Below are 24358 nucleotides of genomic sequence, written 5' to 3'. Positions count from 1 at the left end.
TAGGGTGCAAAGAGACGCTAGCTGTCGCTAGCGTTTCCAAATCGTGGCGTCGAGATTAAGTACTGCTTGGCACATGGTGGTCAACGCGGCCAATTCTACGGCGTCGATCGAGGTTTCTATTTCGCTTTGCCCGATCGATGTTAGCTGTTTCGCCGAATCTGGATTGGCGAGGAAGTACTTGCGTTCGTCATCGAGCAACTGCTGCAACACTTCAAGTTCTTGATCGTCCGCGTGGCGACTGGTGAGCCGGACAAAAGCACTGTCGATCTTGGCTTGGTCGGATTCAAGGCTGGAAATTTGCTCAGCAAGTTCTCGAGCGGCTTCGACAAACTGAATGTCATTGAGCAGTACCAACGCTTGCATCGGTGTGTTCGTTCGCGATCGTTTGACCGTGCATACCTCACGCGACGTGGTATCGAATGCCATCATGTTGGGTAGTGGTGCCGTTCGTTTCCAAACCGAATAAAGCGAACGGCGGTAAAGAGCTTCGCCAACAGACTGCTGGTAGGGTGGCGACATCCCGTTTGCTTCTCGCCAGAGATCTTCGCCGGGTTGGTAGGGAGAAACCGGTGGACCACCGCGCTCTGGGTTTAGCAGACCGGACGCCCGCAAAGTCAAATCGCGAATTTGTTCAGCGGACAGTCGGTGTGCTGGTCCCCGAGCTAGCAGGCGGTTGGTTGGGTCATGCTCAAGAGATTCTGGTGTTGCTGCGGAATCTTGCTGATAAGTTGCTGACATCACAATGCTGCGGCACATCCGTTTGATGTCCCAGCCGCTACTGATGAAATCGCGAGACAGATAGTCAAGCAACTCGGGATGAGTCGGCAACTCACCCTGCAAGCCAAAGTTCTCAGGGGTGCGGACTAGTGGTTCGGTAAAGAAGTTGCCCCATAAACGGTTGACCGCCACACGAGCCGTTAATGGATTGGCTGGATCCGTTACCCATGCAGCCAAGCCAAGTCGATCTCGAGGAGCGTCCTCGGGAAAGGGCAAAGCAAACTCTTGGAAGGTATCTCGAGGAACCAGCGTCTCGTCACTGGTGGGAGCATCGTATTGTCCTCGGGCAAGAACATGAGTCGGCCGGGGTTCATCCATCTCTTCCATGATGGGAATCTCGTTCATCACTTCTTCTGCCATCACGTAGGCATGACGAGCTTCCGTCAACTGTTGCATTGCAGCACGAGCTTCGTCGTCAACTGCCGAAACGTAGTACTCGAAATCCGCGTCGATCGGTGTTCCCGACGCAAATGATTCAAGTTCGTTCTTGCTTAACGCTCGGTCATAAACTCGCACGTCGTCGATAAGCCCATCGGCAAGTCCGCGAGCACGGAACCGCTGGCCGACGACGAATTCACCACCGTGATCAACGACCACGTTTGCCGACTTCATGACTTTGTCACGTAGTACTTCGGTCGATAAAGGCTTTCCACCGACAAACAATTTCAACCCGGCGGCGCGGGACGACCCGTCGTAAGTTGCCGTGACCTGATGCCACTGGTGAGGCTCTATTTTCTCGACCGAACGAACACCAATCGCGTTGCCCGGCCAGTGTCGATACATCCTTGATTCGAGATGGCCATCCACGACCGTTAAGTCCCAACCGTTGTATCCGCAATCGGTGCCGCGCGTATGATGGACGATCAGGCTACGAAGAGGAGACTGTTTTTCTTGTTTAAACGTGACGATGACGCTGAAGGGTTTCCAACGGTCGAATGGTTCGATGCCCTTCGTGGTTACACCGCGTTCGCCGTCGGTTTTCATTGCCCGCCTTTGGATTGGTTGATCCGTCTTGCGATGATCGCTGGCGGAACGCGGATCCAACGCAGGGATGGAAGAGTCAGTTACAGGAACCAACTCTGGCATCTTCGTCCATGAACGGTCGGATTCGGATGGATGATAGACGTCCTTGATTGCGTTGTCGAAGTCTTGGTCAAACGCAAGTGCCAATCTTAAGTCGGGGCTGGTCAATTCATCCTTGAGTGATGTTTTCCAGGTTTCGAAGCGGGGCTTGGCAGACTCAATAACGCTTGCGTACTGAGCTTCCAACATTTCAAGAGTCAGAGCGGATTTGGCTAGGGCATCTCGCTGCTCTTTTGTAGGCAGCAACAAAGTGGGGCTGGGGACCTTCTCGGTGCGGTCGTAGACGCCACTTTCATCAATCGAGTTGAAGAATGCGGACAACGAGTAATAGTCTCGCATCGAAATCGGATCGTACTTATGGTCATGACACCGACAGCATTCCATGGTGAGTCCAAGTACCGCAGTGCCGAACGTGTGGACTCGATCAGCAACGTTCTCAATCCGCCACTCCTCGAACACGGCGCCCCCTTCATTGTTGAGGCGATGGATTCGATTAAACGCGGTGGCTAGTTTTTGCTCCTCAGTTGGATTGTCGAACATATCGCCGGCGAGTTGCCACGTTAAGAATTCGTCGTAAGGCAAGTTGTCGTTGAACGCTTTGACGACCCAATCGCGATAAGGCCACTGAGTGTTGAGTTTGTCGGATTGATAGCCATACGAATCTGCATAGCGAGACGCGTCGAGCCAAGCCACGGCCATGTGTTCACCAAACGTCGGCGACTCAAGCAATCGATCGACGACATCTTCGAAAGCAGCATCAACGTCTTGCGTTAGAGAGCGTTCGAAATCCGCGATCTCATCAGGCGTCGGAGGCAAACCGCTCAGGTCGAGTGACACCCGACGCAACCAACGTAACGGGTCCGTAGGCGGGCTGGGTTGCATCTGGGCTGCTTCGATCTGATGAAGAACAAACGCGTCCAGGGGCTGCTTGCACCAAATTTTGTTTTCGCAAGTTGGGACATCGATCTTTTCAGGCAATAGGGTGAATGCCCAATGATTCGCATACGGAAACCCTTGGTCGATCCAAGCCGCCAACGTTTCCTTTTCATCTTCGGTTAGCGTCAAATTGGTTTGCGGTGGCGGCATCACCAAGTCGCGATCGTCGTTGTGAATCCGGTCGATAAAGTCACCGGAATCGAAGACGTACTCGGCATCTTCGCGAACGTCCAAACGCAGGTCGGCTTTTCGATTTTCCTCGTCCGGACCATGGCAAAAAAAACACTTGTCCGAAAGGATGGGACGAACGTCTCGATTGAAGTCGACCGGAGCCAGCGAGGTCCGAATCGTGTTGTCTTGGTCGATTGTCGAGGCGTCTTCAGCGGCTAACCGGGAGATCGGAAGTTGAACGAAGAGCAGTCCGCCGACAACGAAGGTGATGATTATTCTTTTCATGCCCGACATTCTGAGCGGTCTGGCTCACTATGTCTTGGACAATCTCTGCAAATGCGTGTAAAAACAAGGCATGGAAAGTACCGGTGTGCAGCGAGATTTTTTGAGCCAACTCGATCCCTCAGAGCAGATTTTCTCGCTTTTTGATTTTATGCCCGGGGTTTCGTTCTTCGTGAAAGATCGTCGGGGGCGTTTTGTGATGCTCAATCAAAGAGGCTGCGAATATTGCGGTGTCACGGATCAGAACGCTGCGATCGGCAAGACCGACCACGATTTTTTTCCCAAACAACGAGCGGATGAATATCAGGCTGACGATCGCGCGGTAATGGACGCTGGCGAACCGATCGTGGGGCGGATGGAAAGTGCACCTGAAGCGGAAGGGTCGCCACGATTGGTGATGACAACCAAGGTGCCACTACGCAACCGCAAGGGCAAAGTGATTGGAATCGCTGGGTTCTCGTACCAGGTCGAGCAGATGCGTGAGCGCAGCGGCACTGCTGCTGCATTCGAAAACGTTATCGAGTCTTTGCACAAGGATTTCGCCAAGCCATTGACCACCGAGTCGCTGGCCAAGACATCTGGGCTTTCGGTGAGCCAGTTCGAGCGTCGGTTCCGTCGAGCTTTTGGGGCCTCGCCTCGGCAATACTTGATGCGTATACGGGTTGAAAACGCGGCAAGGATGTTGCGAGAAGGTGACGCGTCGATTTCTGATATCGCATTGCAGTGCGGTTTCTACGACCACTCGCATTTCAATCGTACGTTCAAGCGAATCATGAATACCTCTCCTTCGCAATATCGACGTTAGGATGACTAGCGATTCGAAGCGAGATGGCTTTTCTGCTTAGCCCCGCCAAATACTAATGGGTTTGCGGATTGAAATCGTAAGTTTGTTTCCGCATTTTCTATCTCACGCTTTCGTTTGTGTGAGATTTTTTTGCTAGTGCTGAAGCCTCGTCAAGCACCGAGCGTGATCGGTCGCTATCGTAGGCTAAGTCCGGATGCTCGCTCCATCAGTCAATTGTTGCCACGGTAAGCACGCTACATCAGTGTTTTGCTGAAACTACATTTCGGTTGGTCTGCAGACAACAACGAGCACCGAGCTTTTTGGTTCGAGCAATGCAGTTAGGTATGGTGGGTGAGAATGCAAAGCAAGGTCTTCTTTTGGTCATTGTCCGCCGCGTTAGCGGGTTTCTTGTTTGGTTTCGATACAGTCGTCATATCAGGTGCCGAGAAAACCATTCAAAGCTTGTGGGGCCTCGACAATGCAATGCATGGACTTGCGATCAGCATGGCGTTGTGGGGCACGGTACTTGGATCATTAGTCGGTGGAATTCCCACGGATCGCTGGGGCCGCAAGCGAACGCTGATTTCGATTGGGGCGCTCTACACGATATCAGCGGTGTGGTCTGGTATGGCGACGGATGAGTATTCGTTCATGATCGCAAGGTTCATAGGTGGACTTGGCGTTGGTATCTCGACGGTGACGGCGCCGCTGTACATCTCTGAGATCGCGCCACCGGAGCGTCGCGGTCGATTGGCGGGGATGTTCCAGTTCAATATTGTGCTGGGAATATTGATCGCGTTCCTTTCCAACTATCTGATCGGACGATTTGTTCAGGTGGACGCTTGGCGTTGGATGCTCGGAATCGAAGCTTTGCCTGCGATCATCTACACGGTGATGTGTTGGGGGATACCGCAGAGTCCACGATGGTTGATCGCTAAGAGATCTGATCGAGCTGCGGCTGTTAGTGTGCTGCGTCAGGTCAACGAAAACGCTAGCGAAGCGGAGATTCAGAAACTCGCCGATGAAATTGAAAAGTCGGCGTTTGAATCGGGAGGCGATGGCAGCCAAGAGCCGTTTTGGACTTGGCGATTGAAGACACCAATATTGCTTGCCTTCATGGTTGCGTTTTTTAATCAACTCTCGGGCATCAATGCGATTCTTTATTTTGCGCCGCGAATCTTTCAGTTGGCCGGACTCGGGGAAAACGCTTCGCTGTTAAATTCGATTGGTATCGGGGTCACCAACCTGTTGTTCACGTTTCTCGGTTTGTACTTGATTGACCGAATGGGAAGACGGGCGCTGCTGTATGTGGGATCCTTCGGGTACATCGCATCGTTGGGCATTTGCGCGTGGACTTTTCTTGCGCACGCACCGGCGTTTGAAGTCGCAAATGCGGCGATGTCAGTTCAGTCGGCTAGTGGCAGTCTTGCAAAGGTCCAAGCTCTACCCAATCCTGACCTCGACGATGTCTCTAGCTTGAGCTCGCAACTTTCCGGGGCGGTCGAAAAGTATCTCGACTCGCTCGCAAGTAACCAAATGGATGCGGGCCAGTATGCCGTTGGCGAAAGCACTCCCCAGGATGAACTGAACGAGCGAACGACCGCAGCCATGGATGTGGCTGCCCAACAATCCGGGTCGGGAGGCAACGTTGTGATGATCTGCATCTTTTCGTTCATTGCCGCTCACGCGGTTGGTCAAGGTGCGGTGATTTGGGTTCTGATCAGCGAGATATTCCCCAATCGGCATCGTGCAGCCGGCCAGTCACTTGGCAGCTTTACGCATTGGATTTTCGCGGCCTTGTTGACGATGGTTTTTCCTTGGATGATCAACACGTTCGCACCTGGATACGTATTTGGATTTTTCTGCTTCATGATGGTGCTGCAATTAGTTTGGGTCGCGACATTAGTCCCCGAAACGAAGGGCGTTCCATTGGAGGACATGGAAGCCAAGCTAGGGATTCGCGAACTCGCTTCCTAAGCATTCTCTTGCTGAGTCCGTTTTACGACCGTTTATTTCTTGGATGTTTTTACAATGAATACGCACCCTGTAATGTTCGTGCTGCTATTGCTAACGCTGCTGCCTAGTCCCCTATTATCGGCGGGCGTGTCCGGCGAAGACCTCGTGATTGCTGATTTTGAAACAGACAGCTACGGCAACTGGACCGTAACGGGGAACGCATTCGGAACTGGTCCGGCCAAGGGAACGCTGCCGGGTCAGATGAAGGTCAGCGGATTTAAAGGAAAGGGACTCGTCAATTCGTTTCTAGGCGGCGATAAGTCCAAAGGCACGCTGACGTCGGCAGAGTTCAAACTATCGCAGCCCTATATCACATTCTTGATTGGCGGCGGCGGTTTTCCTGGCAAGACTGGGATGCGACTTCTGCATGACGGTAAGGTGGTTCGTGAAGCGACCGGCACTAATGTTGAACCGGGAGGAAGCGAGGCATTGTCGCAAGGGTTCTGGGATGTCAGTGACCTGCAGGGGCAGACACTAGTGATTGAGATCATCGACGATGCCGTGGGCGGCTGGGGGCATATCAATGTTGACCAAATCGTTCAATCGGATCATCGCCCGAGTCGCGTGCCGATGCAGAAGTCGATTGTGGTGGATCAACCCTACCTGATTATTCCAATCCAAAACGGCGGCGAAAAGGTGACGCTCGAAGTCTCAGTCAACGGTAAGCCCGTACGGCACTATACCACCGAGCTAGCGATGACTCCCGAATCCGTAGATTGGTACGCGTACTTCTCGATGGATGCGTACGCTGGACAAGAAGCCGTGGTGCGTGCGGAACGTGTTCGTCCAGATGTCTTTGATTTAGTCGCCATGTCAGCGGAAGTGCCTGGGAGTCAACAGTTCTACAAAGAACCCTTAAGGCCGCAGTTTCACTTCTCTCAAAAGGTGGGCTGGAACAATGATCCCAACGGAATGGTGTTCCTTGACGGCGAATGGCACTTGTATTTCCAGCACAATCCCGTTGGTTGGAACTGGGGAAACATGACGTGGGGCCATGCTGTTAGCAAAGACTTGGTTCACTGGGAACAATTGCCAAACGTTTTGTTTCCTGAAACGATGGCGACCGGGGCCTGCTTTTCTGGCGGCGCGACGGTGGACTTCAAGAACACCGCAGGATGGAAAGAGGGAGATGAAGATGTCTTGGTTGCGTTTCTAACCGACACCGGCGCAGGTGAAGCTGTTGTGTACAGCCGAGATCGAGGACGGACCTTCTCGTGGTATGAGGGCAATCCGATTATCCAACACAAGGGCCGGGATCCGAAAGTGATTTGGTATGCCTATGACGATACCGATCGACCACTTGATGAGACTGCCGAGCAACTCGGTGGACATTGGGCGATGGTGGTCTACGACGAAACCGAAGGTCAGGGACAAAGGACGTCGTTTTACACGTCCACCAATTTGAAAGATTGGTCTCCGCAAAGTCACTTGTCGGGTTACTACGAGTGTCCTGAATTGTTTGAGTTGGCCGTGGACGGAGATGCGAATAACACTCGCTGGGTTACCTTCGCCGCCGATGGTAAATACGTCTTGGGCGACTTCGACGGTAAGTCGTTCACGCCGGAAGACGATTCAAAGCTTCAATTGTTCCATGGCAACATCTATGCATCTCAGACATTCGACAATGCTCCGGACAATCGAAGGATTCTGATTGGTTGGTCGCGTATTGAGATGCCCGGCATGCCATTCAATCAAGCGTTTACGTTCCCCCATGAACTAACTCTTCGAACAACCCCGGAGGGCATCCGGCTGTTCTCGAAACCCGTCAAAGAAATCGAAAGCATCTACACGGGCAAGCAAACCGCAGTCGCGAAGTCACTGACACCAGAGCAATCATTCTCGTTGCAACTTGATGGCGAGCTATATGACGTCGAGGCCACCTTCGAAATCGGGAATTCGCAGCAGGTCGGCTTGCGAATGGGGAACAACGAAATTGTGTTCAACGCCCAAGACGAAACGGTCATGGGCGTCACCGCCAACATGGTGGACAAGACTGTGACGTTGCGGGTTCTCGTTGACCGATCTCAACTTGAAGTGTGGGTGAATGATGGAGCCACAACCATTACCGAACGCAACAAGACCGTGGGGCCGTTTTCGTTGCTCGAAGCGTTTGCCATCGGTGGTGAAGCAACGTTGTCGAGCTTGCAAGTCCATCAACTCGAATCCGCATGGCCAAAGGAATAAGCCTGTTGATTCGCACGCTCAACTTTCCGTTAGAGCGGCGAACGGTTGAGATGCATCTGGAAAAAAATTTCACTTAGCACTTGCCAGCCTCTGACAATTGATCCGTGAAGACAATTCTATCACTGAGCCGTTCGCGAACTCGATTGTTTCGAGTTCGAGTGTCTTTCCAGCGTGGGAAACTAAAGCGGTGACGTTAGTGTTTTACTCGGAGAATCTAAGATGCGTAAGTTTGGTGGGATGATGTTGGCAGCTCTCGTTGTTGTCTCGATGAGTGTTCAATCGGCACAAGCTGGTTGTGGCACCTGCGACAAGACAGTTGTGGAAAATGCGGTTGCTGGTGAACAGTTCACGACTTTGGTGGCAGCCGTCAAAGCAGCCGGGTTGGTGGACACGTTGTCGGGCGAAGGTCCGTTTACCGTGTTCGCACCAACCAACGAAGCGTTCGCAGCGCTTCCTGATGGAACGGTGGAAAGCCTATTGAAGCCAGAGAATAAAGCGAAGTTGGTCAAGATTTTGACCTATCACGTCGTTTCCGGAAAAGTAATGGCGAAGGACGTCGTTGGGTTGACCGAAGCCAAAACGGTAGAAGGTTCAACCATTGACATCAAAGTCGAAGGTAGTGATGTCATGATCAACAACGCGAAGGTGATCAAGACAGACATCAATAGCAAGAACGGAGTCATCCACGTCATCGACAAGGTAATCATGCCAGAGTAAGTGTCGAACAACAATTGTCGATTCTTAGTCTATGACTCAGCACGACAATACCTTGCGATACGATACGAACACTCATGTCGAAGTTGGTTTTTCCAACTTCGACATTTTTTATTCCGTTAGCGCCGCTTCAAATGACACCCATCCTGCGGATGACACCGTTAACTTGTTCAAGCCAAACTGGTCGATAACGCTCGTTTGGTCTGAAATTTCAACCTCCTTGGACGCGTAAACAAGTTGATATCGAGTGTCGTCCTTAATAGGCATGTGTTGTTCGTGGTGCCATTCCTCGCACGCGATGCAAACAAAGATCGGATGATCCAATTTACGTGTTGTTGGTCCCCAGGAAGTTTCAATTTCGACCTCGGTTTGCTTCTTCGCCGGCGTGGTGTTGGTTACCCGATAGGCTTTCATCAGGTTTAGATTTGCTGGGATCTTAGTTGGGAGACCCGAAGTAAGTTTCTGGGAAGGAGAAAGGAAAAAGGCCGGGTCACCGACTTGCACCGTGATCGCTTCGTTAGAGTTGTGGGGGTCACGAAAGCGAAGCGTTTTCTTGGACGGAGGTTTCGGATCTGAGATTTCGTACCAAAGTTGAAATTCGTTCGGGTGACTTGAGACGTGCTTGGGCCTCGAAACGGACTGAGAAAAGTAACGAGGGCCCCGGAGCTTTGTCCATGAGCGTTCGGCGTCGATCAAGCTTTGCAGTTCCAGACCGTGCAGAACGAAGTTCGATGGTTCTACCGACACCACTTCAAAGGCGTCTGCTGCGGAGCCGTCCGCAGTAAGATCATCGGACTTTGCGATTTTCGCGGCAGTGGAACCTCCGATGCTCGCGGAAACGGTCAATGCAGCCAACATTCTTATGGTTTCGCGTCGGTCGTTCATTTGATTGACACAGTGTTTGATTAGGTGAAATGGGGCGAAAGTGAGCGGGGATACAGATGAGTCCACCGAGCCAAACCACCTATGACGACGTCAGAATTCATCTTGTCATCGTCGTCAAACCCTTCGTAGTCTCGTTGCAAGAGCAAACCTGTCCGCTCAGGGTGAAACTGGTAGGGAAACTATGATGATGTTTCGAATATGGCTATCGCTTGGCCTTTTGATTGTATGTGTTGGCCAATGCCACGCTCAGATTACGGCAAGCCAAGTCTCATCGGGAACGGGATCGCGAAGTGCAACGTTAGAGGAGCAGTTGGTCAATCGGTTGCGTGCTTCCGCTGAAGACCAACGCAATTATCTGAAATACGTCGTTAAGCAGGTCGAATTAGGCAAGATTGACGTGAAGCTAGTCGTCGGAATCGAGCGATACGCACTACGTCGAAATCCAAGTTTGCCGTTCCCTTTCTTTGAGCGAGCCTTTCGCTATGAAGCCAGCCGCCGAGGATTAACGGTGCCTCCGGTGCGGCAATTCGCGACTGCAGGTGCGTCGGGCGGCATTCGTCGCTAGCTGCGGTTCCGCGGTCTAGCCGCCCTACCCCGTCTAGCCTGACCCCGTCATTTGAGATCAACCGTTTGAGAACGAGGTCAATCGCGAAGTGAACGGATGCTAATCATTAGGTTTAGGTTGGCACAAATGACGCCATTGGGGTATTATGGATACGTGGTCTCATTTGAGATCTTCCCTCCCTTATTGCCGAACTCATTCAACAGCGGCTTGCAAGCGTTTTTGTGTTGATTGAGTTTTGGTCCCGCCCAAAATTCCGGTGATCGCTAGTGTTCGATTTTAGAATCGTTGCACGGATTTTATTGTCCGCCTGTTACGCGTTAATCGTGACGGGAGGAATTATGTTTTTGCCGGCCTCTGCAATGGCAAACGAGAGTGAATCGAATCTAATTGCGACGTCCGAGAGTTGGGAAAAGCAAGGTTGGCCGTTGCTTGAACGGTTCTGTTTGGACTGCCACAACGAAGACATTGCGGAAGGCGAACTTGATCTGTCTTCGTATTCTTCACTCGAAGTCATGGAAGGCGGCGCGGGCACAATGCAACGCGTTCTCGAAATGATTCGGTTCGGTGCCATGCCACCTGAAGACGCGGAAGTTCCCACAGACGAAGAACGGAAATTGCTTTCGGACTCGCTAGACCAAACGCTCTATGCGGTTTCATGCGATCTTCGTCCACGTCCAGGACGCGTGACAGCTCGACGGCTCAATCGGGCTGAATACAACCGTACGGTCAGTGATCTCTTCGGAATGAAGCTAACTCCTGCGGACAGCTTCCCTTCGGACGAAGTGGGCGCCGGATTCGACAACAACAGTGACGTACTTTCACTTTCGCCGTTGCAGATTGAAAAGTACATCTCCGCCGCCGAGGAAGTGGCTGCCACCGTGTTGGTCGACCCCGGCACTCTTCCTCGCGTAGAGCTGATTCGTCCATCAGATCAACTGCTGACCGTTGGTCCTATCGGAGTCGGCAGTTTCAACGGACTCTTTATTAAACCTGAAACCATCGCTTGGGCCGAGTACGAAGTTCCAACCGATGGGCGGTATCGCATACGATTCTACGGAGGCTCGGCCACAAAAGATGCCCGAACGGTAGCCGTCTTTGACAAGTCTGGAAAGTTGCTCCAGCGGGCCGAGTTAGAATATTTCGGTGGTGGTGGAAGCAGCAAACGATTTGATTTTGAAATAGATCTGGTCAAAGGAAAGCATCAGTTCTTTGTTCGAGCGGCTGACGAGAGCGACCAGAAAGCCGAGGTTGGTGAGAGCGTTAGACCAGAGCGGATAGCTTTAAGCGATGACCAACTTGCTGATGCCATTGAGCGATCAAAACATCCGCTCAAGCGAACTCGCAAGCTAGACGCCGATGCCTTTGCATTGGTGATTCGGAATCTGCAACTTTCTGGTCCAGTTCGCACTCCCGAAGGTGCTCTGCCGCCGAGTCAGTATCGAATTCTTCGTAAGACGGCCAAGAAACGGGGCGACAAGTGGAAGGACGTCGCGCCCGCGGCAGAACAATGCATGAAGCCGCTGATGCGGCTCGCCTTCCGCAGGCCAGTTACTGACGACGAAGTCCAACCGTACGTCAATCTCGTAGTGGAAGCGACTGATCGCGGCGAATCGTACTATCGCGGTGTTCAGATTGCCGTCACGGCTGTTTTGATGTCACCTCACTTTTTGTTCCGCATTGAAGTCCCGCCTTCCGATTGGGTTGCCGACGAGGAAAGCGGCAACGAGGTTCCGCTGACTCAGCTTCAGCTAGCGTCGCGGATGTCTTACTTCCTTTGGAGCAGCATGCCGGATGAGGAATTATTGAAGCTGGCTGAACAGGGAAGGCTTGAAGGCACAACGTTAAAGCATCAAATCAACCGAATGCTTCGGCACGAAAAAGCCGATGCATTGTCGACTCAATTTGCGTCGCAGTGGCTTGGGTTGAGAAACTTGACCAGTCATGAAGCCGACACCGATCGCTTTCCCGCGTTCACGCCCTCGCTGAAGTCAGCAATGCTGCGTGAGACACAGATGTTGTTTTCCCAGTTGGTAAAAGACAACCGTCCGGTCGGAGATTTATTGACGGCCGACTACACCTTTGTGAATCAGGAGTTGGCGAAACATTACGAGTTAAATGAAGCCGCGAATGAACTGAGCAGTGCTGCCGATCACTTCCAAAAGGTGTCGATTAAGAACACTCCTCGGCGCGGGGTCCTATCGCATGCAAGTGTTTTGACATTGACCAGTAACCCCGGTCGTACTTCCCCCGTGAAAAGGGGGAAATGGATATTAGAGAATGTGTTGGGAACACCGCCGCCAGATCCACCAGCGGGCGTTCCAGAACTAGACGAAACGAAAACCGCCGACGCGGATGCAACATTGCGCGAGCAACTTGAATTGCACCGTGCCGATGCGTCTTGTGCAGCATGCCATCGCGTCATGGACCAACTCGGGTTTGGGTTGGAACAATTCGATGCCATCGGTCAGTTGCGGACAATGGACGGTAAACACAAAGTCGATTCCAGCGGAGAATTGCCGGGAGGGCGACTTTTCGATGGTGCGTCAGAACTAACAACGGTGCTGGGGGCAACGGAATCAAAAGCCTTTGCAACGAACGTAACCAAACAGCTCATGGCGTTCTCGCTTGGTCGAGGATTGTCGCCTCAAGATCGATGTGTGATCGACGCCATCGTTCAATCAACATCGTCAAACGACTACCGATTCCAAGACATCATCACCGAAGTGATTTTGAGTCGTCCATTTCAGTTCTACGAATGGAATGGCCCAAGTACTGTTCAGTCAACCGAGGGAAAATAGATGAAACCGAACAAAGCACAAGAGATCGACATGCAACGTCCCAATGGTGTGCCGGCAACAGGTGAAGTGTCTGGGCTGTTGAGTCGTCGTTCGTTGCTACGAGGCACAGGCCTCACGCTTGGATTGCCACTGCTTGAGGCAATGACACCGTTCGCCAAAAGTGCGTTTGCGGCCGATGCGATCGAGAAGCCTTGCCGCATGGCAATGATCTTCTTTCCCAATGGCGCGATCATGCCTGACTGGAAACCTACGTCAAAGGAAGAAGGGGTTGTCTCACGGGATTGGGAGTTGTCCAACACGCTTCGACCTCTTGCCGGGGTGAAATCGAAGATCAACGTGATCGAAAATTTGGCGCACGACAACGGAAGGGCCAATGGCGACGGCGCGGGTGACCACGCTCGATGTGCAGCGACGTTCCTGACCGCTGCGCGTCCGCTAAAGACTAGTGGGAATATCAAGATCGGTATTTCCGTCGACCAAGTGGCGGCGCAACAGTTGATCGGCAAGACTCGCTTGCCCTCGGTTGAACTCGGGCTTGAGGGAAGCCGAAACGGCGGCAGTTGCGACTCGGGATACAGTTGCGCCTATTCGTCGAACATTTCGTGGCGTGATGCGACTCGGCCAATGCCAAAAGAAACGACGCCACGCATGGCTTTTGAGCGAATGTTTGGTAGCGGTGACGGAGGCGAACGTCGCAAACGCGACTTGGTGCGTCAGAGCATTCTAGATGTGGTGGCTGGCGACGCGAAGAAGTTGATGAAGCAAGTGGGGCAAACCGATCAACGGAAGCTTGACGAGTACTTTACAAGCGTGCGTGAGATCGAAATGCGGATTGAAAGAGCTGAAAAGCTCGACCAGCAAGCTCTACCTGACATTGAAGTCCCGTTTGGCCGAGTTGAATCGTTTCGTGAGCACGCAAGATTGATGTACGACTTGATGGCCATTGGTTTTCAAACCGATACGATGCGGGTCGCCACGTTGATGTTGGACAACGCCGGGGGTAATCGTCGCTACACCGAGGTTGGTGTGAAAGATGCGCACCACGAGATGAGTCATCATCGCAATCGCGAAGAAACAGTGGCTCAAATTCGAAAAGTTGACCACTACTTGGTCGAGCAATTTGCCTACTTCCTCGAAAAACTCGATGCCATGAAGGATGGCGAAGGCGGATCAATCCTCGATCAGTCCTTGGTGCTTTATGGCAGTGGAATCAGCGACGGTAATCGGCACCAGCACGGTGATCTACCGATTGTGTTAGCAGGTGGTGGCGGTGGAAGGGTCGAAACCGGCCGCCTGATTCGACCTGAGCACGAACGTCCTATGGGTAACCTGTTCTTGTCCATGCTTGACGTGATGGGAACACCCGCCGAATCGATCGGTGATAGCAGCGGTCGCCTGACCGAGTTGGGCTAAATCTCGTTTGATCACCCTCTCGTTTGATCATCGTGCAAATGCCTGATCGTTAGAGCATTGGCGGTGGTGGTGGCGGCGGTGGCGGAGGAGATGGCTCTTCGGCGGGCGGGTCATCGGCCGGTGGATCGTCAGAGGGCGGGTCACCCGATGGCGGGTCGTCGGACGGTGGGTCTTCCGATGGTGGATCCGCTGGTGGCGGAGGCGGCGGTGTGGGCAGCGTGCTTGCCATTTGCATCGGTGATCGCTCGGTCATCAGCGTACTTTGGCCGCTTAGGTTTCCCGTCACGTACCTCGGCAAGACAAACGAGTTATCCGCGACGGGGATGGTGACGATCACCTGGACTTCGGACGTATCTTCGCCGATGACGGCTGGATTGACCGTTACATCTCCGTTGACAATGCCAAGTTTAGAAAGGTGAGCGTGAGCGGAATCGATGACCTCGGCAGAGCTAGCGCCAGGGACTATCGCTGCTCGAGATGCGACGTAGGCAGCGTGATCGATGCTATGCCGAAGCATGGCGACACGAGTAATCTCGATACCCCCGAAAACAGTGACCACAAGCACAAGCATGGCCATGGCGAATTCGACGGCAGCGGCACCGGTTCTGTGATGGGGGCGACGGACTTGCGAAGCGACGAAGTTGCAATTCATGATTGATTGGAAACGAGTTAGCGAAACAGCGATGTGGATTTGCAAAACGGTTCACCGCCGAGGCTGAGTTACGTTGACCGCCTGCGCTGGGTTACTGAGTGATCAGTGTGGGGAGTCGACGTGCGATCTTCTGGAATGCCTCTTTGAGCTGAGCTGCGTTGATGGCGTGAAAGTGTTCGCCACCGCACATTTCTGCTACGTCCTGCATCGTGGCTTGGTCCGCTTCGTCACTGAACGTGATTGCGAACAAGGTGACTCCGCTATTCGCCAAGCTATAGGCAGCCGATTTGGGATGGGTGCCATAGTTGTGAACTCCATCGGTCATTAGCAGTACAACTTTAGAGGCGTGATCTCGGCCATGGGTCGAATCGTTGACGGCGGCTAACGCTTCGTACATGCCTTGTCCGATATTGGTGCCACCAGCTTCGAAGTTCATCGAGATGGTATTGAGGGCAGCAACGACGTCCGCATAGTTGTCGCCAAGTTTCGTCGGCGTGGCGCTGCTGTTGTTGTAAGTCGATAAAGACAGCAGTTCCGTTTGCGGGCTGGCATCAAGTTCGTCAATGAATGCCTGCACTGACGCAATCAGGTCGATCCACCTGGCATTGGGCGGAACGGGGTCGCCAAAGTCCCAATCCGCCGGAGCCGATGCGGGAGCGGGAGGGTAGACAGCAACTTCGTCAGCCGAGTAGGCCATCGATCCGCTACGGTCGACGACGAGAGCGATGTCAATCACACCCTGTGTACAAATCGCGGTACGCTCAGGTCGGATCACAAAGCTATCGCCGAAAAACGGGAAGACGGTTGGCATACCCGCAACAGCGCCGCTTGAAAGTGCCCGCGTTGTTAAACGAACAGAGTTACCCGAACCCGAGTTCGTGAACTGATAAGCCGAATCAACGTCGTCTCGATCACTCACACCAAAGTCGAGGTCACCCGCAGAGATCGGTAGAACGTAATCACCGATCGGGTTTCGCGCGGCGGCTTCCTGGGCTGCGACTAGCGATGCGTCCTGGTCACCGGTCAGAGCATAGGTCCGCCCTGCTGCTCGGACCGCCGCATCGGTAGCGATTTGGATCTCGGTATTGGCCGATTCGATGTACGCTACGTTGATAGCCAATGCGGATATCGCGAACAGAACGGGAAGCAAGATAACAACCAACGCGATCGTAGCACCGCTACGATTTCGGTTTGCGTTGGAAGAATGATGCGGTGAAGGAACGGATGTATGCATGGTTATTCAGCTCTCAGAGCGACTGATCTAGAAAGGACTTTGTCGGCGTAGAGCCATCCACCCACGAGCGAGTTGGGGCCGCATGGTGCTTCGACGGTGACCGTAAACCAGTCACCTTGATTCAGCGTGCTCGGATCGGCCGGGTCCATCGCAACGGAGTATTGATGAACTTTGTGCCCATCGAGCAATAGCTCGCACTGATATTCGACGTTGACCTGCTTAGAGCCGGGGACAATGCCCACTCGAGCACCTTCAAACGCTGTTGTTTTCAAACGCTGTTGCACGTGCATCATGGTGCAAGCTTCGATCGTCGCGAGCATGATGATTACGAGCACGGGAAGACATACTGCCAACTCGGTGACGGCGGTGCCCTGGCGAATTCGAGTGGCACGAGGTCGAGATAAAAGCATGAACAGATTAGGTAGAGCGAAGTTCGAGATTGAATTGCATCTACAAAGAACCTAGGTCGCCGATCCATCTGACAACGCCACGATTTGGATCTCATCGTTGATGGAGCAACAAGAGCCGTTCCGGCAGTGTTGGATATTCCGATTATCCGTATAAGACCCAGCCAGGGTGCTAAGTAAGATCGCCAAGCCAGTTGGGAAAGCTCGGCTACCGAACGCTGTGCTCAGCGTTTCAAGTCAGAACTCTGAACAGGGGCTGGAGCTGTGCCTTTGAATCTCGTCTCGCTCTTTGTGTTTTGAAGCGGAAAGTGCAATGACGTGAGGCCCCGCAAATTGCGATGGTGACTCGCGCCAGGGAACGAGTAACTATTGGCTCGCGGCGTAGCGATGGACAAACGCAGCAATGCTTGCCGAAACGTAAGTCAGATCGTCCGCATTCTTAGCGAGAAGATGATCCGCCCCATGGAGCGTAACCAAGCTGGCGTTCGGGTTGATCAAACCCATGATGCGAATTGCATGGTCGTATCCCACGGTTTGGTCTTCTGGGGAATGAAGCACGAGTGTGGGCAATCCAATTTTGCCAATGAGTGAGGGCAGGTCGTGACTCCGGAAGTCATCGAGCATCTCTTTTGAAATCGACCACGTGCGACCTCCGATCGTGACCGTGCCCAATCCGTCTCGCGGAATACTCGGATTCATGCGTTCGAGCAACTTGGCCAATTGAGCGGTATCGCTTGGTGCTGCTAGCGTGATGATTGCCGACAGCGATGATCCGGCGGAAAATTCTGATCCAACAGCAAGCGATGCTGCGCCGCCAAAGCTATGCCCTATCAATGCTGCTACGGGGCCGATTTCCCCAGATGCGAAACGAATCGCTTGGCGGAGATCGTTGCAATTGGAAGTAAAGTTGGTGCGAGCAAAGTCACCTTCGCTTCCGCCCAAGCCGGTCATGTCAAAACGCAGTACTGCGATGCCCTGTTCAGCCAGGGATCGCGAGATACGAACGATTGCTTTGAGGTCTTTATTGCAAGTAAAGCAATGACTGAAAACAGCGACCGGGCTTGGTGCATCACCAGAACCCGCTGGCAGATCAATAATTCCTGCGAGCGAGTCGCCATCGCCGCCGGGAAAGTTGACTCGATATGAGCGGCGGGGTGTGACGTTCAAGGCTAAAGAGACTTTCTATTTGCAGCCGATGGTTTGGTCGGCAAGTTAGTTGTCGAGTGCTGTCGGCGCGGCGATTCGACCAGCCTTAAACGCCTCAGCCATTGCACGGGGGACTTCAGCTTCGGCCAAAACCAATTGAGAGCGGTTATCGGTGACTTTCGCTTTCATCTGTTGTTCTTCCGCGATCGCTTCGGCGCGTCGGCGCTCGGCTTGGGCACGGGCGACACGAGTATCGGCTTCGGCTTGATCGGTTTGCAGGCGAGCACCGATATTTTCACCGACATCAATGTCGGCAATGTCGATCGAAACAATCTCGAAGGCGGTCTGCGCATCTAATCCGCGGGACAGGACCTTGCGGGTAATCATGTCTGGGTTCTCCAGAACATGAAAATGCGTATCAGCAGAACCAATTGAACTGATGATGGCCTCGCCAACGCGAGCGATGATCGTATCCTCGGTAGCCCCGCCGATCAGTTGAGAGATATTGGTTCGCACGGTGACGCGTGCACGAACACGAAGCTCGATTCCATTTTTAGTGATGGCACTAAGCGTCGTCTTACCACTGCGAGCCGGATCGGGGCAATCAATCACTTTGGGGTACACACTGGTTTGCACCGCATCGAGAACATCGCGACCGGCCAAGTCGATTGCTGCGGCTTGGTCAAAGTCGAGCGGGATTTCGGCACGGTGGGCAGCAATGATCGCATGGATCACGTTCATCACATTGCCGCCGGCCAAGTAGTGAGCTTCCAGACGTCGAGTACTGATTCCGTGCTCTCGGTCGATGTCGAGGCCTGCTTGTGCCGACATCACTTTCGCCTGCACGACGACGTTGGGGTTCACCTTGGTAAAGTGCATTCGGATCAGACTAATCAAGCTCACATCGGCGACCGACATGTAAGCCTGGAACCAAAGCTTGAAGTACTTGATCAGGAAGATGAACGCGAATGAGATAATCGCAAGCAAGAACAGCCCAGCGGCTAGCAAGGCGATGCTGGTGGGACTTTGCGCAAACAAGCTTCCCGATACCAATCCAGTCGGCAAGAACTGATCCTCAACCGTCAAATTGTGTGAAACGAGTTCGTAGAGGAAGAGCGACATGGTGGAAGTCCGCGATTACCAGTCTGAAAACGTGCATGAACCAGACTCAATGATAAGGGTCACGTCGGCCACCGCAAGCAGAGAGCCCACATCCCACAGTCGTGTTTCCCCAAACGGTCTTTCAGAGAAACTTCTGGATCGCTTCAGCGACCTTGGCGGGATCGTCGTCTTTGCGAAGCTTCTCGATCTGAGCCGCCGACAGGCCCACCTTTTCGAGATGACTGGTCAGACGTTTCCAAACGGTTTCCCGCTTTTTGCCCTCGCTGAGGTACAATTCCGTAATCGCTTCCTGGGCCTTCTGCAGCCCAATGGCATCACGGTTTTGGTAATAGTTCTTGATGATTTTTTCTTGATGAGCAGATCGATCGGCGGGCATGCTGGACTCGTTTGGAGTGGAAAAGAGAAGTGATGGTTGCTGGGAACGCGATGATTGGTTCGATATGCCACGGGCGAGAATGGCAGTGCCTCGATTATCGGCGATCTGCCGCGTATTCTAAAGCACCCATTTTTTCTATAGTCATGGTTGTTAGAACAATCAGTTACTTTCGGAATCGTCAAGTTGTCGACGATTCCGCCTCCTCCCCTGCTTGATAAATCTGTCATGGAAGCCCGCAAGAACGAAGGTTCCGTCTATTGTCGTGGTGTGCGTGGCGCCACCACCGTAGAAACCGACGACCGTGACCAAATTTTGGCCGCGACAAGGCAAATGATTGCTTTGATGATTCGCCGCAATGAAATGGACCCCGCGGACATTGCCAGTGCTCAGTTTACGGTGACCAAAGATTTAACGATGGAGTTCCCTGCTTTGGCGGCTCGGCAGCTCGGTTGGTTGGAAGTCCCGTTGCTTTGCGGATATGAGATATCAGTGCCGGGATCGTTGCCGCGATGCATTCGCGTTCTGTTGCACTGGAACACGACACGAGCCCAGAGCGAAATTCAGCACGTTTATTTGCACGAGGCTCAGCGACTGCGCCCTGATCTGACGAAGCTTCCGCCTGTTGACTTTGACGAGTTGGAACAATGGATTGCGTCACAGATGCCGGCTGCAAAGTCATGATCTCCCTTGTTAGCCCCAGCAACTAGTCAAATCCCAGCAACTTTAAGGAACGAGTTCTTGCCGCGATCCGAGAGAGCCAATCGAGTTTCGGTTTTGTGGTCGGTGTCCGATGAATTGAGTGCTGCGCACGCGACCTATATCGTCGCCACCGGTGGCCAATGCAACGATCCGAAGTTAGAAGCGTTGTTGATTGATTTCGTCGTACAGATCAACACGCGATTAGCAACCGAATCTTTGGAAATGGGGCCATTCTGGAATGAATACATTCGGCAAATTGCATCGCGAATTCCGGTAGCCAACGCTACTAAGGCGTCGCTTGCATTCGCCGGGTGCAGTGAGCTGCAGCTTGACCAAACCGCTGGCGCGATTGCCAAACGATTGAGTGATGCACGAGAGGTTTACCTACGTCGATTTCCGCGTCTGGTGGAACAATTAGAACTGCGAGGCCAACCGCTGCGACAACAATGGGACTCTTTTGGAGCCGGATTGTTGCTGCAGATGGAAAAGTTGGTTCGGGATCCTGCGGCCGATCAAGCATTTTGGTCCAATCGCGTTCAAGCTCATCTGATTCAACCTTCGCGTGGCGGCGATGGGGGTTGGGATGCCGATGCAGAATTGATTTGGATTGAAGCGATGCTGACCGATGCTGATCCTTTGGTCCCCGAGGTTCTGCGAGTCGCGTGGCTGATGTTGGGGCTAGGATTGGATCTTCGCGCCGGGGATCGTAAGGAGGCAAGCGATCGTGATGTACGAGCGTTGGCGAGTGTTCCCGTCGTTCTGACCGCGGGAATGGAGCTTGGTCTTTGTCAAAGCGAGCCGCTGCCGATAGAAACCGCCATGCGTTTGTGGGGCATTGGTTCGCCTGCGTCGGCGAAAAAGGTAAGAGATTGGTGGAACGACTGTTCGGATGCCAAAACGCCGTGGATCGACTCACTTGACGAGCTCACGACACGGTTATCGTTGGCGTAACCAAGCCGTTTTTCCTGGCTATTGGCGCATGGAATCGCCCGAGGGTAAGTGGGGCAGCTTTCCAACTTGTGTTTCCTGGCAATTTCTGTGGCAAGCCGGTTGTGCCTCCCCTCCAGCAAACCGGTCGATGTGGGCTAGAATCCCGACTGTTGAAAGGTGGCGCCGCTTGGTTCAATCTGGCCGCGCGTCGCCCTATGGTCCAAAATCCTTCCTAAGCCCCCGAATCATTCGTGCTACGCACTCACACCTGCGGACAACTCCGTAAAGACGACGTTGGAAATGAAGTCACCCTCTGCGGCTGGGTGGAAAGCAAACGCGACCACGGCGGAGCGGTTTTTATTGATCTGCGAGATAGATATGGGTTGACCCAGGTAGTAATTGGGCCGCCCGAAGCCGGGGCAGCGATGATTGACGAGGCAGGCCGGGTACCCACCGAGAGCGTCGTGCTTATCCGAGGAAAGGTTGCCGATCGACTTGAAGGCAAGACCAACGACAAGCTTGCCACCGGCGACATCGAAGTTCGGGGCGAACACTTCCAAATTCTCAATGCGTGCCAGACACCGCCGTTTACTCCTAGCCAGTCAGATTTGCCAGGGGAAGATTTGCGGTTGAAGTATCGCTTCTTGGATCTCCGTCGGCCTGCGATGTTGCGAGCCCTTGTGCTGCGAAGTTCGATCATCAAGGTCATGCGAGACTACTTCGCCGAGAATGACTTCATCGATGTCGAAACGCCGATTCTTGGTCGCAGCACGCCTGAAGGAGCACGTGACTATTTGGTGCCCAGTCGTGTTCACGCAGGCAAGTTTTACGCGTTGCCTCAATCGCCGCAGCTCTACAAACAGATTCTGATGGTGGCGGGATTCGATCGCTACGTGCAAGTTGCCAAGTGCTTTCGTGACGAGGACCTAAGAGCCGACCGCCAACCTGAATTTACTCAGCTCGATTTAGAAATGTCTTTTGTCGATGCTGAAGACGTGATCGGAATGATCGATGGTTTGGTCAAACGAAGCGCCAAAGAGATCCTCGGCAAAGAAATCTCGTTGCCTCTTCCGCGAATCACCTATGCCGAGGCAATGCGTCGGTTTGGTCATGACGCGCCCGATCTTCGCTTTGGCATGGAGCTGGTCGACATCACGTCCGTCGCCAAGAAGACCGAGTTCCGAGTCTTTCGCGGTGTTGCCGATGCGGGCAACTTCGTTCGCGGGATCAACGTCAAAGATGCCGCTATGAAGTACTCTCGTCGGCAAATCGATGAGCTAACCGAGTACGTAAAGAATGACTTCGGTGCCAAAGGTTTGGCATGGTTCCGAGTTGAAGATGACGGAACGCTTTGGAGCCCGACTAGCAAGAATCTCGAAGCGGAACACCTCGACGAGATCAAGACGTTGATGTCTGGCGAACCCGGCGATTTGCTAATGATTTTGGCGGATACATGGGAAGTGACGTGCAAAGGTTTGTCGGGACTACGTCGACGTTTGGCAGCCGAACTGAAGTTGATCGATCCGGAAGAACTCAATTGCAGTTGGGTGACCGAGTTTCCGATGTTCGAAAAAGACGAGGAATCTGGTCAATGGAATGCGATGCACCATCCGTTTACCGCACCTCTGGCAGAAGATCTGGAAAAGCTCGATACCGATCCGACTCAGTGCCGTGCCCAGGCGTATGACTTGGTCATCAACGGTAGCGAAGCGGGCGGGGGCACCATCCGGATTCACGACGCCGAAACACAATCTAAAGTGTTTGGGTTGTTAGGAATTGACGATGAAACCGCGGAAGATCGCTTTGGTTTTCTACTTAACGCTCTGAAGTACGGTGCTCCACCGCACGGTGGAATTGCGTTGGGTGTCGACCGCTGGGTGATGCTATTTGCTGGGCTGGACAACATCCGCGAAGTCATTGCGTTCCCCAAAACGCAGAAGGCAGCCGATATGATGACTGAGGCTCCCGGCAACGTGGACAAAGCTCAACTAGAAGAACTGTTCTTGAGAATCGCAAAGGTCTCGAAGTAATGGCTGCGACGTACAAAGACGCTGGCGTGGACTTGGACGTATATGCCGAGTCGATGAGTCGATTGCCCAAACTGATGCACCGTACCTTCACGCCTCGCGTGATTCCAAGCGACGGTGGATTTGCGGGGCTCTTCAAGCTCGATTTTGCGGGCAAGTTGTTCGCTCGCAACTATCAGGAGCCCGTTTTGGTAAGCGGCACTGATGGGGTCGGCACCAAGCTCATCATTGCTCAGCAAACCGGACGTCATGACACCGTTGGAATTGACTTGGTTGGCATGTGCGTGAATGACTTGCTATGCACCGGAGCCGAACCACTTTTCTTCCTCGACTATGTGGCGATGGGAAAAGATGATCCATCACGACTTGAAAGAATTGTTCAGGGCATTAGTGACGGCTGCGTGGCAGGCGGCATGGCGTTGCTTGGTGGCGAAACAGCGATCATGCCTGACCAGTACGGCGAAGAGGACTATGACTTGGCAGGTTTCGCCGTCGGCGTTGTTGAGCGAAAGAGATTGATCGACGGCAAGCAGATCGAAGAGGGAGACGTGGTCCTGGGATTGGCATCCGATGGTCTGCACAGCAACGGTTACTCACTTGTTCGAAAAGTCATATCCGATGCCGGTTTGAATTGGGATGATTGCCCTGAAGTCTTTGGTGGTCACTCGCTCGCGGAGGTTTGTTTACGTCCGACACGAATCTATACCGAAGCCATTCGAAGCGTGCAGACACACTACCGAGTCAAGCAAGTTCTTCACGGACTCGCTCACATTACCGGTGGCGGTATCGAAGAAAACCTCGATCGGATTTTGCCGTCGAAGGTCGACGCGGTGATTGATGCTAGTTCATGGGAAGTGCCCGCGATTTTTCGTTGGCTCCAAGAAACTGGCGAAATCGAAACGAGCGAGATGCGTCGCGTGTTCAATATGGGCATCGGAATGATTGCTGTAGTGAACGAATACTACGCAGCCAATGTTGTTGCGCAGTTAGCCGCCTCGGGAGTGGATTGTCGAGTCATTGGCAAGGTCGTCAGCGGGACCGGCAAGGTTCATTATGCGCACGAATGATCACCTGATACGACCAGTCAGGACACGCTTCGGTCGCCTGATGTCAAAACCGTCACAAACTTGACAATCCTTACCCATAGTTTGCTTGAC

19 protein-coding genes are annotated in these 24358 nt (G+C 53.1%); 11 read left to right on the top strand and 8 right to left on the bottom strand.

What is annotated here, in order from left to right; translation table 11 throughout:
- Positions 1-27: 27 nt before the first annotated feature.
- Positions 28-3252 (bottom strand): DUF1553 domain-containing protein, encoded by a 3225-nt coding sequence (locus tag Pla22_RS23625; protein ID WP_146517289.1) that lies wholly within the window; start codon positions 3250-3252, stop codon positions 28-30.
- Positions 3253-3322: 70 nt separating this feature from the next.
- On the opposite strand from Pla22_RS23625, the gene Pla22_RS23620 reads away from it, so the two are divergent.
- From Pla22_RS23620 to Pla22_RS23605, 4 genes are all read left to right on the top strand, one after another.
- Positions 3323-4054 carry an AraC family transcriptional regulator gene (locus Pla22_RS23620; RefSeq protein ID WP_146517288.1) on the top strand — a complete coding sequence of 244 codons (732 nt, stop codon included), beginning with the start codon at positions 3323-3325 and terminating at the stop codon, positions 4052-4054.
- A 336-nt stretch (positions 4055-4390) separates the two neighbouring features.
- On the top strand, positions 4391-6010 hold the full coding sequence (locus Pla22_RS23615) for a sugar porter family MFS transporter (RefSeq protein ID WP_146517287.1): 1620 nt from the start codon (positions 4391-4393) through the stop codon (positions 6008-6010).
- A 54-nt stretch (positions 6011-6064) separates the two neighbouring features.
- The gene (locus tag Pla22_RS23610) at positions 6065-8233 is read left to right on the top strand and encodes a glycoside hydrolase family 32 protein (protein ID WP_146517286.1); all 2169 of its coding nucleotides are present in this window, start codon (positions 6065-6067) and stop codon (positions 8231-8233) included.
- 219 nt (positions 8234-8452) lie between these two features.
- On the top strand, positions 8453-8950 hold the full coding sequence (locus Pla22_RS23605; protein WP_146517285.1) for a fasciclin domain-containing protein: 498 nt from the start codon (positions 8453-8455) through the stop codon (positions 8948-8950).
- A 108-nt stretch (positions 8951-9058) separates the two neighbouring features.
- Here the strand turns inward: Pla22_RS23605 and Pla22_RS23600 are convergent, their stop codons facing one another.
- Positions 9059-9832: a DUF7450 family protein gene (locus Pla22_RS23600; RefSeq protein ID WP_146517284.1), complete on the bottom strand. Its 774-nt coding sequence runs from the start codon at positions 9830-9832 to the stop codon at positions 9059-9061.
- 184 nt (positions 9833-10016) lie between these two features.
- Here Pla22_RS23600 and Pla22_RS23595 point away from each other — a divergent pair, with 184 nt between their 5' ends.
- The 3 genes from Pla22_RS23595 to Pla22_RS23585 all read left to right on the top strand — a co-directional run bounded on the left by Pla22_RS23595 (position 10017) and on the right by Pla22_RS23585 (position 14608).
- Positions 10017-10397 (top strand): hypothetical protein, encoded by a 381-nt coding sequence (locus tag Pla22_RS23595; RefSeq protein ID WP_146517283.1) that lies wholly within the window; start codon positions 10017-10019, stop codon positions 10395-10397.
- Positions 10398-10756: 359 nt separating this feature from the next.
- Positions 10757-13195: a DUF1592 domain-containing protein gene (locus Pla22_RS23590; RefSeq protein WP_165440811.1), complete on the top strand. Its 2439-nt coding sequence runs from the start codon at positions 10757-10759 to the stop codon at positions 13193-13195.
- Positions 13196-14608 carry a DUF1552 domain-containing protein gene (locus Pla22_RS23585; RefSeq protein WP_242632290.1) on the top strand — a complete coding sequence of 471 codons (1413 nt, stop codon included), beginning with the start codon at positions 13196-13198 and terminating at the stop codon, positions 14606-14608.
- A gap of 49 nt (positions 14609-14657) precedes the next feature.
- Here the strand turns inward: Pla22_RS23585 and Pla22_RS23580 are convergent, their stop codons facing one another.
- The 6 genes from Pla22_RS23580 to Pla22_RS23555 form a co-directional block, all read right to left on the bottom strand.
- Positions 14658-15260 (bottom strand): TadE/TadG family type IV pilus assembly protein, encoded by a 603-nt coding sequence (locus Pla22_RS23580; protein ID WP_146517281.1) that lies wholly within the window; start codon positions 15258-15260, stop codon positions 14658-14660.
- 91 nt (positions 15261-15351) lie between these two features.
- The gene (locus tag Pla22_RS23575; RefSeq protein ID WP_146517280.1) at positions 15352-16494 is read right to left on the bottom strand and encodes a VWA domain-containing protein; all 1143 of its coding nucleotides are present in this window, start codon (positions 16492-16494) and stop codon (positions 15352-15354) included.
- Positions 16495-16496: 2 nt separating this feature from the next.
- Positions 16497-16904 (bottom strand): TadE family protein, encoded by a 408-nt coding sequence (locus Pla22_RS23570; RefSeq protein WP_146517279.1) that lies wholly within the window; start codon positions 16902-16904, stop codon positions 16497-16499.
- Positions 16905-17267: 363 nt separating this feature from the next.
- The gene (locus Pla22_RS23565; RefSeq protein ID WP_146517278.1) at positions 17268-18068 is read right to left on the bottom strand and encodes an alpha/beta hydrolase family protein; all 801 of its coding nucleotides are present in this window, start codon (positions 18066-18068) and stop codon (positions 17268-17270) included.
- A 45-nt stretch (positions 18069-18113) separates the two neighbouring features.
- Entirely contained in the window at positions 18114-19169 is a 1056-nt protein-coding gene (gene floA / locus Pla22_RS23560; protein ID WP_146517277.1) for a flotillin-like protein FloA, read from the bottom strand.
- Positions 19170-19290: 121 nt separating this feature from the next.
- Entirely contained in the window at positions 19291-19545 is a 255-nt protein-coding gene (locus Pla22_RS23555; protein WP_146517276.1) for a hypothetical protein, read from the bottom strand.
- A 225-nt stretch (positions 19546-19770) separates the two neighbouring features.
- Between Pla22_RS23555 and aroH the strand changes: the two genes are divergently transcribed.
- The 4 genes from aroH to purM all read left to right on the top strand — a co-directional run bounded on the left by aroH (position 19771) and on the right by purM (position 24268).
- Positions 19771-20226, top strand: a complete 456-nt coding sequence (gene aroH, locus Pla22_RS23550) for a chorismate mutase (RefSeq protein ID WP_146517275.1) — start codon at positions 19771-19773, stop codon at positions 20224-20226.
- A 57-nt stretch (positions 20227-20283) separates the two neighbouring features.
- Entirely contained in the window at positions 20284-21195 is a 912-nt protein-coding gene (locus Pla22_RS23545) for a hypothetical protein (RefSeq protein ID WP_146517274.1), read from the top strand.
- 230 nt (positions 21196-21425) lie between these two features.
- Complete coding sequence (gene aspS / locus Pla22_RS23540; RefSeq protein WP_146517273.1) at positions 21426-23204, top strand: aspartate--tRNA ligase; 1779 nt, start codon at positions 21426-21428, stop codon at positions 23202-23204.
- A complete protein-coding gene (gene purM / locus Pla22_RS23535; protein ID WP_146517272.1) occupies positions 23204-24268 on the top strand; it encodes a phosphoribosylformylglycinamidine cyclo-ligase in 1065 nt (354 codons plus the stop codon). The genes aspS and purM overlap by 1 nt, the downstream gene beginning before the upstream one ends.
- Positions 24269-24358: the final 90 nt, after the last annotated feature.

Origin of the sequence: Rubripirellula amarantea (genome assembly GCF_007859865.1) — a bacterium.
GTDB classification, from domain to species: domain Bacteria; phylum Planctomycetota; class Planctomycetia; order Pirellulales; family Pirellulaceae; genus Rubripirellula; species Rubripirellula amarantea.
This window is presented reverse-complemented; position numbering and strand designations above follow the sequence as displayed.

What these genes read in the sequence shown, in the direction of transcription:
- Pla22_RS23625 (WP_146517289.1), bottom strand. Translation starts at nt 3,252, where the DNA reads ATGAAAAGAATAATCATCACCTTCGTTGTCGGCGGACTGCTCTTCGTT.
- Pla22_RS23620 (WP_146517288.1), top strand. Translation starts at nt 3,323, where the DNA reads ATGGAAAGTACCGGTGTGCAGCGAGATTTTTTGAGCCAACTCGATCCC.
- Pla22_RS23615 (WP_146517287.1), top strand. Translation starts at nt 4,391, where the DNA reads ATGCAAAGCAAGGTCTTCTTTTGGTCATTGTCCGCCGCGTTAGCGGGT.
- Pla22_RS23610 (WP_146517286.1), top strand. Translation starts at nt 6,065, where the DNA reads ATGAATACGCACCCTGTAATGTTCGTGCTGCTATTGCTAACGCTGCTG.
- Pla22_RS23605 (WP_146517285.1), top strand. Translation starts at nt 8,453, where the DNA reads ATGCGTAAGTTTGGTGGGATGATGTTGGCAGCTCTCGTTGTTGTCTCG.
- Pla22_RS23600 (WP_146517284.1), bottom strand. Translation starts at nt 9,832, where the DNA reads ATGAACGACCGACGCGAAACCATAAGAATGTTGGCTGCATTGACCGTT.
- Pla22_RS23595 (WP_146517283.1), top strand. Translation starts at nt 10,017, where the DNA reads ATGATGTTTCGAATATGGCTATCGCTTGGCCTTTTGATTGTATGTGTT.
- Pla22_RS23590 (WP_165440811.1), top strand. Translation starts at nt 10,757, where the DNA reads ATGGCAAACGAGAGTGAATCGAATCTAATTGCGACGTCCGAGAGTTGG.
- Pla22_RS23585 (WP_242632290.1), top strand. Translation starts at nt 13,196, where the DNA reads ATGAAACCGAACAAAGCACAAGAGATCGACATGCAACGTCCCAATGGT.
- Pla22_RS23580 (WP_146517281.1), bottom strand. Translation starts at nt 15,260, where the DNA reads ATGAATTGCAACTTCGTCGCTTCGCAAGTCCGTCGCCCCCATCACAGA.
- Pla22_RS23575 (WP_146517280.1), bottom strand. Translation starts at nt 16,494, where the DNA reads ATGCATACATCCGTTCCTTCACCGCATCATTCTTCCAACGCAAACCGA.
- Pla22_RS23570 (WP_146517279.1), bottom strand. Translation starts at nt 16,904, where the DNA reads ATGCTTTTATCTCGACCTCGTGCCACTCGAATTCGCCAGGGCACCGCC.
- floA (WP_146517277.1), bottom strand. Translation starts at nt 19,169, where the DNA reads ATGTCGCTCTTCCTCTACGAACTCGTTTCACACAATTTGACGGTTGAG.
- Pla22_RS23555 (WP_146517276.1), bottom strand. Translation starts at nt 19,545, where the DNA reads ATGCCCGCCGATCGATCTGCTCATCAAGAAAAAATCATCAAGAACTAT.
- aroH (WP_146517275.1), top strand. Translation starts at nt 19,771, where the DNA reads ATGGAAGCCCGCAAGAACGAAGGTTCCGTCTATTGTCGTGGTGTGCGT.
- purM (WP_146517272.1), top strand. Translation starts at nt 23,204, where the DNA reads ATGGCTGCGACGTACAAAGACGCTGGCGTGGACTTGGACGTATATGCC.